We start from the raw sequence: 18,231 nt of genomic DNA on the forward strand, positions 1-18,231 counted from the left end.
CGATGTAGGATCCCAAAAGTAAGACTCAATTCTCGCAGATTCTTCATGTGATTCCACTTCATCAACTTTTATAACTGGATTGAATGATTCTCTTGCTTTTTTTTCATCAATATTTGCATTTAAGTATTCTTTAGCCCATTCAGATAAATCAGATTCTCCTCTTAGGAATCCGCAATAATTAAACTTTTCGTCAAATATCTTTACTTTTTGATTCCCCCAATCGCAAACGTAATAATAATTATTTTTATCTAGAGCTACATCTGAGGGTCTGAATAATTCTTCTTCGTTTGTACCACTTACACCAAATTTATCCAAAAAATTTCCTTCTTTATCGAAAATTTGAATTCTATCATTTCTCCAATCAGCTACTATGACAGTTTCATCATAAATTTTTATTCCCCATGGTTTGTCAAATTCACCATTACCTGAACCTTCTTTACCCCAAGAATGAATAAATTCTCCATCATTAGAAAAGATTTGAATTCTATCATTCATGTTATCGGTAATAAAAATTTGGTCTTTATCATCAATCGCAATACCAGAAGGAAAGTTTATTTCTCCTTCTTTTTTCCCTTTTACACCCCATCTATCTAAGTATTTCCCATCTTTATCAAATATTGATATTAAATTTGTATATTCGTCTGTTACATAAACATTATCTTTTGAATCGAAAGCAACTGAGCAAGGCCAGTAAAGTTCACCAGGATTTTTACCAAATTTAGAAAATTCACCAAAGTAATTATTATTTATATCACAGATTGTAATTCTTAATCCTGCTGTATGAAATGCTCCACTTCTACTGACAACAAAAAGTTTATTTTCACTATTTAATGCAATATCTCTTGGGAGGTGGAAACCTCGACCTCCTACATCAGCCGTGAATCCTACGGTATGAGAGTAATTAATTTTAGTATTCTCAAATAATTCTTTCATTTTATACCATTTGATATTCTCTAGAAGATACTATGAGTTTGATTAGAATGCTAATAAATTCTTCGTTGATTTTAAATTCATCTTCTTGAATATAATCATTTAAAGCCTCTTTAGTAGATGAATGTAATTCTATATAACCTAATTCTTCGCAACAAATATTTAAAATATTTTCTTTATCAGGAGTTTTATTGAAAATATTTTGCACAAGTGTTTTTGATGGATTTCCAAGTACATCAGAACAAAAATTTATTCTTTGAATTACTGAACCTGTATTTATCCATTCTTCTCCACCTTGCCATCCTTCGACCGATGTTGGATTTAGAAGTGGCTGTCCCATTAAACCTGAACTAATTGTAGCTTGATAAACTTCTTCTGAGGGGATATCAAATCCACCGGATAGTCTTACAGAATTTACAACTAATTCTGATGGACTTTTAATTCTCTTATTATAAATCTCTTCAGATCTAAAATATTCTGACTTAAATAAATCTCTTAATATTTCTTTTATGTTATACCCATTCTTAAAATAAGATTTTGTTATAAATTCGATCACACTTGGATCAATAGGTTCCTTATGTGGCCATTGAGGTACTGGAAGTTCATCTTTTATAAAAAAATGATAAATATGTCTGGCTAAAAAATTTGCAGTTGCTTTTTGCTTGCAAATAATTCTTACTATATCTTCTCCATTAAAGTTACCTTTTTCACCTAAAAATTCTTTATCATCATAGTCATGATCATTTTCATCAAATTTAAATTGCCATGCAACGTAACCATAAGGCCTTGCAGTATTATTTCTCATCTTGATAGCCATATATGGCATATTTTCCACTGTCCAGCCTGTAAAGGCTCTTGAGCATTCCTTAATATCTTTTTCTGAGTAATTTCCAACTCCCATTGAAAATAGTTCTAATATCTCTCTTCCATAATTCTCATTTATATTTTCTTTATGATTATCTTGATTATCTAACCACATAATCATTGCAGGATCTTTTGATAGTTCTATCAGCAAATTTTCAAAAGAGCCTAATCCATGTTTTCTAAACATTTCAATTTGAGAAGTCATCACCTTGCCCTGAATTAGTTTATTTTGCCCTGTAGCAAAAACTCTGTGCCAAAACAAAGCAACTTTTTCTTCAAAAGGAAACTTAGAGTGTGCCATTCGATACATCCAATATGAGCCAGAGCTGAATACCGTTCTAACATCAGATAGATCTATTTGATATCTTCTTAGAAGATCTACAGGCACAGGATTTTTATCTAAATTATCTAACAGATAGTCAACTGAGTCTTCATATGATTTATCTAACAATGAATCTATTTCTTTTTTTGATCCCCCAAATCCAACTCTTCTAAATAAATGAGCGAGTTCTTTTTTACTTGTTCTTGTGTTTAGTGTGGTCATTACTATTTTTCCAAATCTTTGCTCTTATTTTGATCTTCTTTAGCTAAAAATTTTTTTCTCATTCTAAACCTAACTGTATAAACAATCAATAGCGCTGCGACAATAGGGAACCATCTTGAGAAATTTCCATCTTCAACACCATTGATACTAAGAATTAGTCTCAGGATGAAAGAAATAATTAACAAACCTGCTATTTCAAACATCATTAATCTTAATCTACTCATTTTCTCTCCTAATCAAAATATTTTGAATAAATAACCCTCCATACTAGTTTATTTCATTATGCTTATTATTTATAACGTTTTCTGGAAAAGTTCTCTAATTTTTTTCATAGAATTATCATGATTGAAAATTATATTAAATTAAAAATCATCACTCCAGCCATTAATATCATCACTAAATTCTCTGCTATTGTTAGATTCGAAATCGGTACATCAAATGAAGATCCTAGACAAGCACAAACAATAGTTTCTTTTTTTGATAGCTTTTGTCTTATTCCAATTATCTGAGGTATGAAAATTAAAATAGTGATTACATTAATAAAAAATATAAATAAATTACTCAAAAATAATACTCCTAAAATAAATTCTAAAAAAGGATATATTAAACCATATTTATAAAAGCGTTTAGTTATGGGGTCATATTTTTGAAATGTGTTAGCAAACAGTCTGATATTTTGTAGCTTCAAGAAAGAAAATATTATAAAAAAATAACCCATATAATAACGCATGAATTCAGAGATTTTTAAATCTCCATTTATTGATGAGATTATTGCCAGAACAAAAACTATAAAAAGAGAAATAAAAATAGGCTTATAAATATCAAAGTAAGATAATACACCTGAGAAATAGTTTTTTTTATCAGATTCATCATTAAAGGTATATGATCCGATATTTTTGACTAAGTTATTAAGGTCTTGAGTAGAATAAATTTTATTAGATGATAAATTCATCTCAGTTGAGCTTAGGTTTATATTAACTTCTAATATATCTGATTCAAGTTCTAGTTTAGTTTTTATTGATTCAACACAGCCATCACAAGTCATTCCTGAAACTAAATATTTCTTTTGAAAATTGCTTATCATTAGAAATCTGTATTACACCAAGGTGTGTTTGTTACACTAAAAATTCTTGAGAATTCTTCCAATTTTTTTTGGTTTTCACAAATAATATTATTTGATTTATACAATTCCATTGCCGTTATCCCTCCGAAATAACATGAGCTTAAATCAGAAGGCCTCATGGTAATATCAGGTTTTGAATTTGATTCTTGAACTTTAGTATTTTTACCATCTGTTTCAAAAGAATATACTCCTTCAATGTCATTTTGATTTTGACCGGTTAGTTCAATACAAAAATTTCCTTCTGAATTATATATTCTTCCTTCCAAAAATTTTTTTGGATCTATAATTCTGACCCACAGTCCATCAATAGTATTTCTATTAAGCATTCTAGGATTTTCAAGAAGAAAGTATAAAGGATCATTAGATCCTCTTCTATTAATTGAAATTTTTTCAACTAACTCTACTCCGAAAATAAAGTTCCATAATGCTATATTTGATTCTGAATCTAAAGACACTAATTCTTGAACTACAAGTTCTCCTTTGTCATCTTCATGAGCAATTCCAGATTCTTTATTTATATTGTAAAAAACATAACCAATTGGTTTTTTTTCTCTGTAAGCTACTACAAAAAATAATCCACTCATGCCTGATTTATTGTGTCTAGTTTCGGCATCTTCATAAAATAAATAATTAAAATAGCCCTGAGTCCTATCTGTAAAACCATTTTGTTTTTTTCTAGCCGCATCATAAATTTTAGGTATTTCAGAAAGGGCTTTATCTTTGTTTACAAATTCTAAATCAATGTTTTTATCTGTATTTTTTAATAATTTCGTATTTTTTGTATTGATAGTCCAGTCTTCCCGTAAGGTACCTAGTCCGTATCCAAATCTAGAATAAAGTAAAGATTGAGACGCCCATAGACCTGCTAATGAATCCCCTCTATTCTTAGCTTGTAAATGAAGCTCATTCATCATCATTCTAAAAATACCTTTTCTTTTATGAGTAGGGGCTGTTCCCATGTAAGCTATACCCGCCATACTTAATGAATTTCCGCCCGGAGTAGTAATTTTATATTTGTCGGCTCCACCAGTTCCTACAATCGATTTAGATTTATAATCATAAGCAGCAATCAAACGATTCATATCTTGATTATTATTATTTTCTGTCCAATCATTTATTTGAATCATTAGTCTGTCTTTTACTAATCTTTCAACATCAGACTCTTTTGATATGTCTCCAAACACTCTTCTTACAGCATTTCTCCATTCGAAGACATTATTTTTATTTACAGAAACTATCTTTATTGTCATTTTATTTTTTCTTTAAAGCTTCTTTCCCTGCTTTTAATGTTTCAATGATTGCATCTACATCATAAACACATCCACCCCAAGTACCTCCACTTACATCCTGCAGTGCCGCCCATAATCTTGTATCATCAGGTAATTTTTCATCTGGCTTGATTTCTAAAGATGCATTTCTTATAGATAATTCTTTACTTCCCCAGTCCGACCCATTATTATTTTTTCCTTCTCCTACTAAATTAATTGATCCTACCAGTTTTTTAGTATCAATCTCTATTTCAATAAGATCTGAATCTTTTAGCAAACCAATTGGCCCACCAGCTAGTGCCTCTGGGCCGATATGACCAATACAAGCACCTGTAGAAACACCTGAAAATCTAGCATCTGTTAATAGGGCAATATATTTTCCGTAAGATAAATGTTTCAAAGCGGCAGTAATTTGATAAGTCTCTTCCATCCCTGTTCCCATAGGTCCTCCGCATATAATAACTAAAATTTCACCCTTTTTTAACTTGTCAGGTCCTGTTGATTTTATTGCTCTCATTGCTTCTTTTTCAGAGTTGAATACTCTCGCAAGTCCAGTATTTCTGTATACACCATCTTTATCTATTACTTCAGGATCAATAGCCGTAGATTTTATTACAGATCCCTCAGGCGCAATATTTCCTTTTGGGAAAGTAACTGTAGATGTTAGTCCTCTAAGAGTTGCGTTAGCTTTATTCATAATTACATTTTCTGGATCTACACCATCATTTTCAAATAAATATTTTCTAACATATTTTCTTCTTTCAGACTCTTCCCACCACTCGAGATTTTCTCTTAATGTTTTTCCAGAAACTGTCAATTCATCTAAATTCAATAATCCAAGCCTTTTAAGATTAAGCATAACTTCAGGTACTCCTCCTGCTGCATAAAATTGTGAAGTTGGGTGTCCAACAGGTCCATTTGGTAATACATCTACAAGTCTTGGTACGTAACTATTAATTCTTGACCAGTCATCAACAGTCATTCTCTTTCTACCCACCGCATGAGCTATTGCAGGTAAATGAAGTAATAAGTTTGTTGAACCTCCACATGCAGCATGTACAACCATTGCGTTTTCAAATGCTTTATCAGTTAGTATTTTTTCAATATTTATTGAATCTTCTTCAAGATTCAGCAGTGCCTTTGCAGATCTTTTTGCATTATGAAACCATGCTGGAGTACCGCTAGGTGTACATGCAGTGTGTGTTAATGCTATGCCAAGAGACTCCGCTATTACTTGAGACGTTCCGGCAGTTCCAAGAAACTGACATCCGCCTCCAGGAGATGCACAAGCTTTGCACCCCATCTCTTGAGCGTAATCTAATGTTATTTCTCCCTGTGAAAATCGTGCACCAATTGATTGTATTTTCCCTGCATCTTCTCCATTTTCTGGGGCAAGTGTTGAACCACCAGGTACAATTATCGATGGCTTATCTTTCATTCCTGCAAGAGCCATCATCATTGCTGGCAAGCCTTTATCACATGAAGCTATTCCCATAACAGCTCTTGCTGTTGGTAAAGACCTTGCTAATCTACGTAAAACTTTTGCGGCATCATTTCTGTATGGTAAAGAATCAAACATTCCTGTTGTACCTTGTGTTCTTCCATCACAAGGATCTGAACAAAATGCAGCAAAAGGAAGACCCCCCAGCTCTTTTATTGTATTTGCTGATTCTTCTACTAGATTTGAAAGTTCCCAGTGTCCAGTATGAAATCCTAAAGCTATAGGTTCACCATCACTATCTTTTATACCTCCGCAAGTAGATAAAATTAAGAATTGTTTTCTGAGTAATTCTTGAGGGTTCCAACCCATTCCAGCATTTTGAGTTAGACCGAAATGGTTACCACTTGGTTCGTTTATAAGAATCTCAGGCGTAAAAGGTATCTTGCCTTTAGGTCCTTCTGCATGCGTTTTAATAGTGTAATTAGCTTCAGAACCACCTTCAATTATATCTATAAAAGAAGGTTTGATTTTTTTTTGTGAAGTCACATCTTCTCCTGTTTTGATGAATATATAACTTAGATAATAACACAAAGAATGAATTCAAAAATAAACTAATTTACTGAAGAAATTGCTTGTTCAAATTTTTCTGAAATTTCTTTATCTATAATAATTAGTTTCTCTAGTAAAATTAGTAATTCTTTAAGAGTTTCTTGTTGATTTTCTGAAGAAAATATCATTGTTTTTGTTTTTATTTCAATATTTGCTTCAATTTTATTCTCTAAAATATTTTTGATTCCAATTATAGGCTCATCGAATCTTATAAGTATTTTATTTTCATCTCCTTTTATAGAGCTTATGTGCTTGTACTCATGGCATAAAATCTTAATTCTGTTAATCAAGAATAAATTTTTTAGTTCTTCTGGCACTTGCCCAAATCTATCCTTAATTTCCTTTTGTAATTCTAATAACTCTTTAACTTTTCTTAACTTTGATAATCTCATATAAATGTTTAACCTTACCTTGATATCTTCAATGTATTCTTCAGGAATTCTAGCGTTTATCTTAATATCTACAGTATTCATTAAGAAAAAATTTAAGTTACTTTCCTCTCCATTTTTTAATGACTCTATTGCTGAAATAAGTAAAGAATTATAAAGTTCATACCCTATAGAACTTATATGACCACTTTGCTCTTTTCCTAAAATATTACCAGCCCCTCTAATTTCTAGATCCCTCATTGCAATATCATATCCTGATCCAAACTCAGATGATGAAATTATAGCATTTAATCTTTCTTCAGAAATATCATTAATTCTTGAACTACTGGGAGTTAAAAAATATGCATAAGAAGTTTTTTCACTTCTTCCTATTCTTCCCTTCATTTGATAGAGCTGAGAAAGCCCAAATTTATGAGAATTATTAACTATAAGAGTATTTACATTTGGCATATCTATTCCGGATTCGATTATTGTTGTACAGACTAAAATATCAGTTTTCTTTGAACTGAAGTCCTTAATTATATTTTCAAGATTATTCTTTTCCATTTGTCCATGAGCGATAGAAATTTTAGCTTCAGGAACAACTTTTCTTATTCTTTGAGCAAGAATTTCTATGTTATGAATTTCGTTATTAACAAAAAATATCTGACCTTTACGATCCATCTCTCTTAGTATTACTTCTCTTATCAAGTCATCTGAAAAATTTGATACGTAAGTATTTACTGGAATTCGATTCTCTGGTGGAGTGTTAATCATGCTTAGATCTCTTACTCCATTTAGCGCTAAACTTAGGGTTCTAGGGATTGGTGTTGCACTTAGACTTAATACATCTATATCAATTTCTTTTTGCTTAATATTTTCTTTTTGATTAACTCCAAATTTATGCTCTTCATCAATAATTAATAGACCTAAGTTTTTAAAATTTATATTATTTTGAATAAGTTTATGGGTGCCTATTAAAATATCTACTTTTCCTTCTGAAAGTTTTTTTAAGATATTTTTCTGCCCTAAGTTTGAAATAAATCTAGAAATATATTCTATCTCAATAGGGAAAGGATTTAATCTTTCTTTGAATGTTTCATAATGTTGTAAAGCAAGCACTGTCGTCGGAACTAATATAGCTACTTGAAATCCATTTTCTACAACCTTAAATGCAGCCCTAATGGCTACTTCTGTCTTTCCAAATCCAACATCTCCACAAAGTAACCTATCCATTGGCTTTTTAGACTCAAGGTCGAAATTAATTTCATTTATAGCCTTTTCTTGATCAGGAGTTTCAATAAATTCAAAAGATTCCTCTAGTTCTTTATACCATTCTGATTTTTTTTTAAAACTCTTTCCTTTGATTTTTTCTCTTGCAGCATATATTTGAATTAGCTCAACAGCTAATATTTCTATGGACTTTTGCACTTTATTTTTTGATTTTATCCATCTTTGAGAGCCTAAAGTATCTAGTTTTGGATCCTCTTTTTGAAATGATTTATATAGTTGAATTCTGTCTATTTGTTCAGATGGGACATATAACTTATCATCATTTTTGTAATTAATTACGATGAACTCTCTTTTAGTGGAATCAATTTGAGTCGTTCCTATAAATTTACCTACTCCATGATCAATATGAACTACAAAGTCATCGATCTTAAAAGGTTCAGAAGAAATGGCTGAAGGTATATTATTTGAATATGATTTAATGGTTCTTTTTTTCTTCATCCCAAATAGTTCTTTATCTGTGAGTATGGTAAAGAAATTTTTTCCATCATTTATCTTAAACCCCTGACCAATATTTTTAGAAATAATATTATATTTATTTGCTGATATTTCTTGAATATCATCAAAAATTTCAATTTTTGATATTTCTAAAATCTCCTTAACTCTCATAGGATAATCCGTAGAAATTATAACTTTTTCATTCTTTTCTTTATCATTTAGAAATCTCTTAATTTTGTTTTCATTTAACTTTTGAATTTTAGGAGTTGAGATTTTCAATCTAAAATGGTTTTTATTTTCATAGGATCTTTGATTGATTTCCAAAAGCATTTTTTCTTTTTCCAAAAAAAATAAAGAATTAGCGTTATTATAGGGAGCTGGAAAATTTGAGTTTATTTCCTTATTATTTATCTTAGTTTTTAGAATTGCATTTCTTCTATTCTTTGTATTTTCTAATTCATGATTAAGATTATAGTTTTCTAATTTAATTATTAAGTATTCATTTCTTAAGAAATTTAATATTGATCCTTTATCAAAAAAACCTGAATAATAATTTATCAAATCTTCTGATTCTCCTTCAATAATCTTTGAAAGATTAGAAGTAGTAAAATCTATATCTTTATTTTCGGGATTTTCGAAGAATTTCTTATTCTGCTTCATCAAGTCATCAATATTTCTAGAAAGAGTATTTGTTTCAGATACTGGAGAAATAAAAATATCTTTTACTGTTTTATATGTTGTCTGAGAAGATGATTCAAATATTTTTATTGACTCTATAGAATCATATAAAAAATTAATTCTTATTGGATCTTTCATATTCAAAGTAAATATATCTATAATATCTCCTCTGACTGCAAATTCTCCAACTGAATCTACTATAGAAGTATTTTTATAACCTGACAAGACTATTTTATTCACAAGTTCCCTTTGAGTAATCTTATCTGCTGTTCTCAAGTCTATAGATAATTTTGCGAATAAGTTTTTTGAAATTGTATTTGTAGTTAATGATTGAATAGAAGAACAGACAATAGGTAATTTATTATTATATTGGCCCTTGTAAAGTGCTTCTAGGCATCTCATTCTTTCAATAGCATTTTTGTTATCTGGTTTATATTTTTCTAGAAATATTTCATTCCGTTCGTTAAAATTTAAGTTAGTTGTTTTAGAACTCCAAAAATTCAGATTATCAACTAATTCTCTAGATTCTTCTGGGTTAGACGTCAGAACTAATGTAGGTTTTTTTACTAATTGGACAATGGATGAAATAATAAATGGGTGAGCTTCTTTTGGAGAAAGTATTTTTGGACTATTTTTTGAGCGCAGTTCGGCAACTACATGCTTAAATGTAGGCTCATTATGAAGTAAACTGCTTAAACTTACCAAATTATTCAAAATCTTAATCCGATAAACTATATTTTATACGAAAGAAATAAAATTTTTATAAAAAAGTTATGACAACAAAAAAGAAATTAAGAATAGTTATAAAAATTGGAAGTAATCTTATTACTGAAAACGGAAATATCCTAAATTATAAACTTATTGAAAACTTATGTGATCAAATTTCTGTTATTAGAAAGAGTCAACATCAGGTGATTATTGTTTCCTCAGGTGCAGTTGCAGCAGGTAATCAATATCTTTCTAAATATGAAAAAAATGTAAATATAAATAATAATTCAATAGTGCAAAAACAATTACTTGCTTCAATTGGTCAACCAATTTTAATGAATGCATATGAAAAATTTTTTTCAGAAAGATCAATAATGATTTCCCAAGCTCTTCTATCAAGAAATGATTTTGAAAATAGGCTAGGTTATCTAAATATTAGAAATACTCTTAGTGAGCTATTAATGCTTGATATTATTCCAATAATTAATGAGAATGATGTAGTATCTACTGAAGAATTGACAGGGAATGTCTATGGGGATAATGATCGTTTATCAGCAATGGTTTCCAATGCAATAGATGCAGACTTATTGATTTTATTAGGTACAATAGACGGTTTATATACCTCAGATCCAAATATTACAAAAGATGCAAAAAAAATTAATATCGTTGAAGATATTACTGATGAAATCATCAATTTTGCTGAGGGATCAATTGATGGAATTGGTTCTGGAGGAATGACTTCAAAAATCCAAGCTGCTAACATTTCTATTAATTCTGGTACTGAGATGTTTATTGCTTCAGGTTTGGAAAATGATGTCTTAACAAGAATCATTTCTGGAGAAATAATAGGTACTAAATTTTTATCCAAACAATCACTGAATGAATCTAGAAAGAGATGGCTTATAACAGGCTACTCTTCTTCTAAAGGTGATATTACTCTCGATGAAGGTGCTATAAAAGCAATTAAAAACAAAGGAAGTGTTCTTCCTCCCGGAATCAAAAATACCTCAGGTGATTTTGATAGAGGAGATATTATTGGAATAAAAAACTCAATTGACAAGGTAATTGGCTGGGGAATTTCTAATTATTCTTCAAAAGAAATTAGTAAAATAAAAGGTATTAATAGTTCAAAAATTATAGATATAGTAGAAAAAAATTATGGATCTGAAGTTATACACAGAAATAACTTAGTACTTACTCAATAGAAAGTTAATTTATGCTTAAAAATTTAGAGAAAAACATTTCAAAAGTCTATGAAAGTTCCTTAAGTTTAAGTCTTGTTACAGCAGAACAAAGAAAGAGTTGCTTAAATATATTATCTAGAAAATTAGATTTATTCATGAATGAGATAATAGAAATTAATGATAAAGAAATCTCTATAGCAACTGATAACGGCTTAGATAAACATGTGATAGATAGGATGAAACTTAGTAGAGAATCAATCATAAGAATGATTAGTTCTTTAGTAAGTGTTAGAGATATGCCAGATACAGTTTCTGAAATCATAGAGACGAAAAAACGAGAAAATGGATTAGTAGTAAATAAGGTTAGAGTTCCATTAGGTGTTTTAGGGGTTATTTTTGAAAGTCGCCCAAATGTAGTTATAGAAATCGCTTCCTTGGCTATAAAGTCTGGAAACGGCTTGGTCATGAGAGGTGGTAAAGATTGTATATTGACAAATTTATATTTGTTTAAGCTTGTAAGAGAATCCTTATCTGAATCTGGAATTAATGAAGATAGTATGTATTTTATTGATTTTACAGATCGTAAAGCTGTTGATTTAATTCTTTCTATGGATAGATATATTGACTTACTTATTCCTAGAGGCTCAGCTTCATTAGTGGATTTAGTAAATAAAAATGCCAAAATGCCTTCGATAACAGGTGGTATTGGTGTTTGCCATACATATGTAGATAAAGAAGCTGATATCGAACAAGCAATTAATATACTTAATAATGCAAAAACTCAAAACCCTTCAGTTTGTAATGCAATGGATACGGTAATAGTCCATAAAGAAATTTTGAAGAATCTTCTAGATCCTCTATCAAAAGTATATTTAGAGAAAAATGTAAAAATAAAGGCTGATCAAGAAGCTTATAAAATAATTGGTTCTAATAAAGGTGTTAGCCATGCAACAGAAGAAGATTTTGGATATGAATTCTTAGATCTTGTAGTAAGTATAAAAACAGTAAAAAATATTGATTTGGCAATAAGTCACATAACTAAATATGGTTCTAAACACTCTGAAGCCATAATAACTAATGACGAAATAAATGCAAAATATTTTCTTGATAAAGTAGATGCATCTGCAGTTTTTCATAATACATCTACTAGATTCAATGATGGTTTTGAGTTAGGATTAGGAGCTGAAGTTGCTGTTTCTACTGACAAGCTTCATGCAAGGGGTCCAATGGGTATAAATGATCTAATGACTTATAAGTGGGTAGTTTTAGGGCAAGGGCAAGTTAGAACTTAAGAAAATGACAAAAAAATTTAAATTAAGAGTTCCTGCTTCATCTGCGAACTTAGGATCTGGGTTCGATTCTATAGGTGCATGCTTAGATATTTGGAATGAAATAAAGTTTTTTGAAGGTGAATTTCAAATTACAAATAAAGGATTTGGTGAAAAATCTTTTCCTAGAGACAAAAAAAACTTAATCTATAAATCTTATCTTCAAACTATTCAAATTCTGGGTAAATCTGAAAAAGAATTAACTATAAATTGTGATAATAATATCCCAAATTCCGGAGGTTTAGGAAGTAGCTCAGCAGCAGTGATCTCAGGAATTATGATAGCTTATGCAATAAATAATATTGATATGGAAAAAGATGAGGTCTATCAAATAGCATCAGCAATAGAAGGTCACCCTGATAATGTTGGCCCTGCTATTTTTGGTGGAATAACAATAGGTTACAAAGATTATGATGAATGGCTCATAAGTTCGGTTAAGTTCAATAAAAACCTAAAAATAATATCTTTTGTGTCTGACCAGAAAATATCAACTCAAGAATCAAGGAAGAATCTTCCTGATGAAGTATCTAGAAATGATTCAATTTATAACATATCTAGAGCTGCTTTACTTATAAATTCTTTGGCTAATGATAATTTTCAAAACTTGAAGTATGCCTTTCAAGATAAAATTCATGAACAATATAGAACCCCAATGATTAAAGGATTTTCAACTATATCCAATTCAGCAATTTCTGCGGGTGCATTGGCTACTTATCTTTCAGGATCAGGACCTACTATTTCAGCTATAGCTGAATCTAAAGAACTTACAATTAATTATGAAATGCTGGATGCAGCAAATAAACTTGGAATAAATGGTAATGGAATAATTTGTAAAATATCAGAAATTGGAGCAAATTTAGTTGAAGAATAAAATCGTAGTTCAAAAGTACGGAGGTACTTCAATAGGAGATGTTGAAAAGCTTAAGTTAATAGCAAAAAAAATTTCTGACAAAAAGATTGAAGGCTATTCTCCAGTGGTTGTAGTTTCTGCTATGGGTAAAACAACTGATGATCTTGTAAATATGTCTGAGGAAGTTACTTTTAATAATAAAAAACCAGACCTTAGAGAAAAAGATACTTTGCTTTCTACTGGAGAATTAGTTTCTTCAACTCTTTTAGCAATATCTATAAAGTCATTAGATAATGAAGTCATTAGTTTATCTGGCTTACAAGCTGGAATTACGACTGATAATATTCATGGTTCTGCAAGAATTTCAGATATTAACACCTCTAGAATTATTGAAGAAATTCATCAAGGCAAAATAATAATTATTGCAGGTTTTCAAGGGGTTAATAATGAAGGTGATATCACTACTCTTGGTAGGGGAGGTTCAGATACAACGGCTGTAGCAATAGCTGCAGCTCTTGAGGCAGATTTATGTGAAATATATACTGATGTTGAAGGCATCTATACTACTGATCCAAGAGTTGTTTCAAAAGCAAAGAAATTAGATAAGATAAATTATGAAGATATGCTTGAAATGGCAGTTTTAGGTGCTAAGATGCATCCTAGATCAATTGAATTAGCGTCTATTTATAACGTCCCTGTATATGTAGCAGGTACATTTTCAGATAAAAGAGGTACACTTATAACCAAGGAAGGTGATATGGAAAATACAAAAACAGTTACTGGTATAGCTATTGAAAAAAAGGTTTCAAAAATTACAGTTAAAAAGATTAAGAATTTACCCGGTGTTGCTGCTTCAATTTTAAAGCCCCTTTCAGACCAATCTATTAGTATAGATGTTATTGTTCAAAATACTCCATCTGATGGTTATATTGATTTCTCGTTCTCTCTTTCTGAAGAAGATCTTGGTAAAGCTTATGACATTTTGATGAAAAATAATAATTTGAATTTCGAAGAAATAATAATGGGAAAAGGTTTTGCTAAAGTCAGCTTAGTTGGAACTGGCATGCAAAATGCCCCTGGCTATGCAACAGATATGTTTAATGCCCTTGGTACAAATAATATAACAATTGAAATGATAACTACATCTGAAATCAGAATAACCTGTTTGATTAATCAAAAAGACTTAGATTTAGCAGTTAACTCTCTTCATGATGTGTTTGAACTAGATAAGTAAATTAACCTTGCTTTATTGAACCATTTTTTATAGAAAAAAATTTTGCTTTATTTATTTTATTTCTATCTATTAGCGCTAAATCAGCGGTAGATAATAAGATTTGATCAAACCCCGTTATTTCATCTAATACTTTTTCTCTCATGATTTCATCTAGCTCTGAAAAAATATCATCTAGTATTAGTATTGGCTTTGCTTTGACTATATTTTTAATTTCTTCTGCTTCTGATAATTTTAATGAAAGTGAAATTATTCTAGCCTGACCTCTTGAAGCAGTTATTGATGCAGGTGAATCATTAAAGAAAATTCCAAAATCATCTCTATGGGGGCCTAGAGTTGTATTTCTTTGATCAATATCCCTAGATCTACTTTTATTCAAAGAAATAGAAAAGAATGATTTAATTTTTTCTGGTGAATTATATTCTTGAAAAAAATTATCATTTTCTACTCTCCCTATTTTAGGAAGGTACTTTATATCTAGTCTAATGTTTTTATTGAAACCCAATGCAAAATTTCTGGAATTCTCTCTTATTTTTAGGAGTATTTTATTTCTTTCATAAAAAATATTTGATGCTTCTTCGGCTAATCTATCATCCCAAAAATCTAACTCATTTTCATTACTTCTTCCATCCTTAATGTTTTTTAGTAAACTATTCCTTTGAAATATGACTTTTTGATATCTTTGTAAATTTTTTACATGCTCATTATTTATTTGGCTTAGCAATATATTTATATATTTTCTTCTAACTAAGGGAGGCCCCGAAATTATAGCTATATCATCTGTGTCAAAGAAAACTGAGTTTATATTTCCAACAAATTCTTGAGTTGTTACGATCACACCATTTATTCTAAATGTTTTATCTAGGTCTTTAGCCTGAGAAATATTGTAATCAACTTGAGCTTTTATATTATGGTTATTTTCTTCAGCTATACCTAAAATTTGTGCATGTCCACCATTTTCAAGTAAATTATTATTTATTAAGAATTTATCGTTAGAAACTCTTGAGGATTTTGCTATCGAAAGTAAATATATTCCTTCAAATAAGTTACTTTTGCCTTGCCCATTATCGCCATAGAATACATTGAAACCTTCTTCTAAATCCATTGTAGAACTTATATGATTTCTATAATTAGATAGTGCTAAACTCTTAATTTTAATATTTTAGTCCGATCTATAGTTTTAATATATATGATAGATTTTTATCTTGAGTAAGTATCTTTTTTTTGAGGTAATTTATGAATAAATTAGTAACATTAGATCTTTGGCAAACTATCATGGGAGAATCAGATTTTTCTTCATTTTCACCTGATAGAAGAAAATTGAAATGTGAATCAATATATTTATATCTAAAGAAATTTAATAAAAATTTGAAATATCAAGAAGTTCAAGATTCTCATGATAAGATTGTTTCTTTAATTGCTAGATATTCTAGATTTCATTCCGATCTTTTGTTTGATGATTGGCTAATTATGCTAATTAGAATGATAGATAAAAAGAACAAATTTCAGCTAAATAATAAGCAAATTACAAATTTAGGTGAAATTATTGATGAAATTTTTCTCACTTATCCTCCAGATATATTTGAGGGAACTTCAGACTTTTTAGATTATTTAATAAAAAATAAGTTTAAAATTGGAATAATTTCAAATACAGGATTTAACTCACCAAATGCTTATAAAAAATTACTGAGAAAAAATAACATTTACTATGATGTTTTATCCTTGTCTAATGAAATAGGTATTGCAAAGCCTAATTATAAGATCTTCAAATTAACACTAGAAAAAGTAAAAATAGAACCAAGTATTTCTATCCATATTGGTGATAATCCTGTTGCAGATATATTAGGAGCAACAAATTTTGGTATGGATGCAATATTGATTTCTAAATCTGGAAGAACTAAACCAGTAAATAATAATGTTCATCAAGTGATTGATAATATAGGATTGGCCAAAGAATCAATCTTATCTTGGGTAGATAAGCTTTCTAATTGAATAAAATGATAAGAATATTATTAAGTTTATTAGAATAAATAAAATAATTATTGCTGCACTAATTTCAAGAAAAAACCTTTGAGGATAAATCATAATCAAGAAATCTGAATTAGGGTCAAGAATCCATAGATCATTAGTAAACATTATTTTATGAAAGAGAGTAAAGGTGTAATTAAAATCTACAATCATCCCAAAAACGATCAAAAATAAAAGAATACTCCAAATTAAAAATGATACTAACATTATTCTTTTGAGATTTTCATAAAAAGATATATATCCTTCCCTAAATAAATAAAACACAAAGAAAATAATTAATAATATCAATCCTGCCCTTTCAAATAAAATAGTTGTTTTTATTAAATTTTTCACATCAACCATGTGATCTATTTCTTTTTGATTAAATAAATTTAGAACTTCTTTCCCTGGCTGTTGTAACAAGACTTCTAGTTTTACCTGGTCATCTCTGAAATAATCTTTTATTTGGTCAGATACTTGATTTAGTTGGTCTATTTTTATTCCTGTATTTTGGGATATTTGGTTTCTTGTCCAATTATATTCATAAACCCAGTCTGAGAATGTAATTATCTCTAAACTAATACATAATGTAACAGGAACCCATAAAATAGATGAGAAAATCTTAATAGATGTAGAGATTTTTTTATTCATACAACATTATAACTTTTTAAAATTATGAAAATAAATAAAATAATAAATTTAGTAAATATAATTTCAAAACTAAGATCTAAAGACGGATGTCCTTGGGATAAAGAATTAGATCTAAAATCTCTATCTAAGCTTACTCTAGAGGAATGCTATGAATTAATAGACTCGATTGAAGAAAATGACCCGACTAAAATAGTAGATGAATTATCTGATTTATTAACTCATTTATTATTTTATGTAAATATTGGAGAATCGAATAAAATGTTTGATATTGATGATGTTATTGATAATGCTCATAAAAAATTAATTTCAAGGCATCCACATGTCTTTGATAAAGAAAATTTTGGAATATTAGGATCTGCTGAAGAAGTAAAAGATAATTGGGATTCTATAAAAAATAAAGAAGTTAGTGAATCCTTGTTAGATAATTTTGATTTTTTTGCTCCATCTTCTATCTTAGCAACTAGAATAATAAAGAAATTGATAGCCAAGAAAATAATATTAGAAGATAAACCCTTAGATATAAATTTTGATATTTTCAAATTTTATTATTTACTTATACAAAACGAAAAAGATCCAGAAAGTCTTCTTAGAAAAAAATTAGTAAAAATCAAGAAAAAAATTATTCTTGAAGAAAAAAGACTTGGTACTAACTTAGAAAATTTTGATAAAGAAAAAATTATAAATATATTATTTGAGTATTAGGATCTTTATTTATTGGC

The 18,231-nt window shown here is 29.3% G+C and carries 15 protein-coding genes; 6 read left to right on the forward strand and 9 right to left on the reverse strand.

Features of this window, described 5'->3' with window-relative positions:
- The 7 genes from MK083_01925 to mfd all read right to left on the reverse strand — a co-directional run.
- Positions 1 to 933, reverse strand: a 933-nt coding sequence (locus tag MK083_01925) for an NHL repeat-containing protein (protein ID MCH2673213.1), incomplete at its 3' end; no start/stop codon positions are given.
- Between the two features lies 1 nt (position 934).
- Complete coding sequence (locus MK083_01930) at positions 935 to 2,338, reverse strand: DUF1800 domain-containing protein (GenBank protein ID MCH2673214.1); 1,404 nt, start codon at positions 2,336 to 2,338, stop codon at positions 935 to 937.
- Between the two features lie 2 nt (positions 2,339 to 2,340).
- The gene (locus MK083_01935; GenBank protein MCH2673215.1) at positions 2,341 to 2,562 is read right to left on the reverse strand and encodes a hypothetical protein; all 222 of its coding nucleotides are present in this window, start codon (positions 2,560 to 2,562) and stop codon (positions 2,341 to 2,343) included.
- Positions 2,563 to 2,690: 128 nt separating this feature from the next.
- Complete coding sequence (locus tag MK083_01940; protein MCH2673216.1) at positions 2,691 to 3,422, reverse strand: heavy-metal-associated domain-containing protein; 732 nt, start codon at positions 3,420 to 3,422, stop codon at positions 2,691 to 2,693.
- Positions 3,422 to 4,711, reverse strand: coding sequence for a GNAT family N-acetyltransferase (locus MK083_01945; GenBank protein MCH2673217.1), 1,290 nt, complete (start codon positions 4,709 to 4,711; stop codon positions 3,422 to 3,424). The genes MK083_01940 and MK083_01945 overlap by 1 nt, the downstream gene beginning before the upstream one ends.
- A gap of 1 nt (position 4,712) precedes the next feature.
- Positions 4,713 to 6,683: a YjhG/YagF family D-xylonate dehydratase gene (locus tag MK083_01950; GenBank protein MCH2673218.1), complete on the reverse strand. Its 1,971-nt coding sequence runs from the start codon at positions 6,681 to 6,683 to the stop codon at positions 4,713 to 4,715.
- 98 nt (positions 6,684 to 6,781) lie between these two features.
- On the reverse strand, positions 6,782 to 10,267 hold the full coding sequence (gene mfd / locus MK083_01955; GenBank protein MCH2673219.1) for a transcription-repair coupling factor: 3,486 nt from the start codon (positions 10,265 to 10,267) through the stop codon (positions 6,782 to 6,784).
- Positions 10,268 to 10,326: 59 nt separating this feature from the next.
- Between mfd and proB the strand changes: the two genes are divergently transcribed.
- Genes proB through MK083_01975 form a run of 4 tightly spaced genes read left to right on the forward strand, consistent with a single transcriptional unit; the run spans position 10,327 to position 14,857 of the window.
- Positions 10,327 to 11,466 carry a glutamate 5-kinase gene (gene proB, locus MK083_01960; protein MCH2673220.1) on the forward strand — a complete coding sequence of 380 codons (1,140 nt, stop codon included), beginning with the start codon at positions 10,327 to 10,329 and terminating at the stop codon, positions 11,464 to 11,466.
- Positions 11,467 to 11,477: 11 nt separating this feature from the next.
- Entirely contained in the window at positions 11,478 to 12,737 is a 1,260-nt protein-coding gene (locus MK083_01965) for a glutamate-5-semialdehyde dehydrogenase (GenBank protein ID MCH2673221.1), read from the forward strand.
- A 4-nt stretch (positions 12,738 to 12,741) separates the two neighbouring features.
- A complete protein-coding gene (thrB, locus tag MK083_01970; protein MCH2673222.1) occupies positions 12,742 to 13,644 on the forward strand; it encodes a homoserine kinase in 903 nt (300 codons plus the stop codon).
- Positions 13,634 to 14,857, forward strand: a complete 1,224-nt coding sequence (locus MK083_01975) for an aspartate kinase (protein MCH2673223.1) — start codon at positions 13,634 to 13,636, stop codon at positions 14,855 to 14,857. Before thrB ends, MK083_01975 begins: the two co-directional genes overlap by 11 nt.
- Before the next feature lies 1 nt (position 14,858).
- Here MK083_01975 and recF read toward each other — a convergent pair whose 3' ends face one another.
- Entirely contained in the window at positions 14,859 to 15,959 is a 1,101-nt protein-coding gene (gene recF, locus MK083_01980) for a DNA replication and repair protein RecF (protein ID MCH2673224.1), read from the reverse strand.
- Between the two features lie 131 nt (positions 15,960 to 16,090).
- On the opposite strand from recF, the gene MK083_01985 reads away from it, so the two are divergent.
- Positions 16,091 to 16,846, forward strand: coding sequence for an HAD-IA family hydrolase (locus tag MK083_01985; protein MCH2673225.1), 756 nt, complete (start codon positions 16,091 to 16,093; stop codon positions 16,844 to 16,846).
- Here MK083_01985 and MK083_01990 read toward each other — a convergent pair.
- A complete protein-coding gene (locus MK083_01990; protein MCH2673226.1) occupies positions 16,817 to 17,512 on the reverse strand; it encodes a TIGR01906 family membrane protein in 696 nt (231 codons plus the stop codon). The two genes, MK083_01985 and MK083_01990, sit on opposite strands and share 30 nt — an antisense overlap.
- Before the next feature lie 24 nt (positions 17,513 to 17,536).
- Between MK083_01990 and MK083_01995 the strand changes: the two genes are divergently transcribed.
- Positions 17,537 to 18,214: a hypothetical protein gene (locus MK083_01995; protein ID MCH2673227.1), complete on the forward strand. Its 678-nt coding sequence runs from the start codon at positions 17,537 to 17,539 to the stop codon at positions 18,212 to 18,214.
- The last annotated feature ends 17 nt before the right edge of the window (positions 18,215 to 18,231 follow it).

This window comes from Dehalococcoidia bacterium (genome assembly GCA_022451965.1).
Taxonomy (GTDB): domain Bacteria; phylum Chloroflexota; class Dehalococcoidia; order Lucifugimonadales; family Lucifugimonadaceae; genus TMED-70.

Bases quoted from the DNA above. Each gene is read 5' to 3' on its own strand.
- MK083_01930 (MCH2673214.1), bottom strand. From the start codon at position 2,338: ATGACCACACTAAACACAAGAACAAGTAAAAAAGAACTCGCTCATTTA.
- MK083_01935 (MCH2673215.1), bottom strand. From the start codon at position 2,562: ATGAGTAGATTAAGATTAATGATGTTTGAAATAGCAGGTTTGTTAATT.
- MK083_01940 (MCH2673216.1), bottom strand. From the start codon at position 3,422: ATGATAAGCAATTTTCAAAAGAAATATTTAGTTTCAGGAATGACTTGT.
- MK083_01945 (MCH2673217.1), bottom strand. From the start codon at position 4,711: ATGACAATAAAGATAGTTTCTGTAAATAAAAATAATGTCTTCGAATGG.
- proB (MCH2673220.1), top strand. From the start codon at position 10,327: ATGACAACAAAAAAGAAATTAAGAATAGTTATAAAAATTGGAAGTAAT.
- MK083_01965 (MCH2673221.1), top strand. From the start codon at position 11,478: ATGCTTAAAAATTTAGAGAAAAACATTTCAAAAGTCTATGAAAGTTCC.
- thrB (MCH2673222.1), top strand. From the start codon at position 12,742: ATGACAAAAAAATTTAAATTAAGAGTTCCTGCTTCATCTGCGAACTTA.
- recF (MCH2673224.1), bottom strand. From the start codon at position 15,959: ATGGATTTAGAAGAAGGTTTCAATGTATTCTATGGCGATAATGGGCAA.
- MK083_01985 (MCH2673225.1), top strand. From the start codon at position 16,091: ATGAATAAATTAGTAACATTAGATCTTTGGCAAACTATCATGGGAGAA.
- MK083_01990 (MCH2673226.1), bottom strand. From the start codon at position 17,512: ATGAATAAAAAAATCTCTACATCTATTAAGATTTTCTCATCTATTTTA.
- MK083_01995 (MCH2673227.1), top strand. From the start codon at position 17,537: ATGAAAATAAATAAAATAATAAATTTAGTAAATATAATTTCAAAACTA.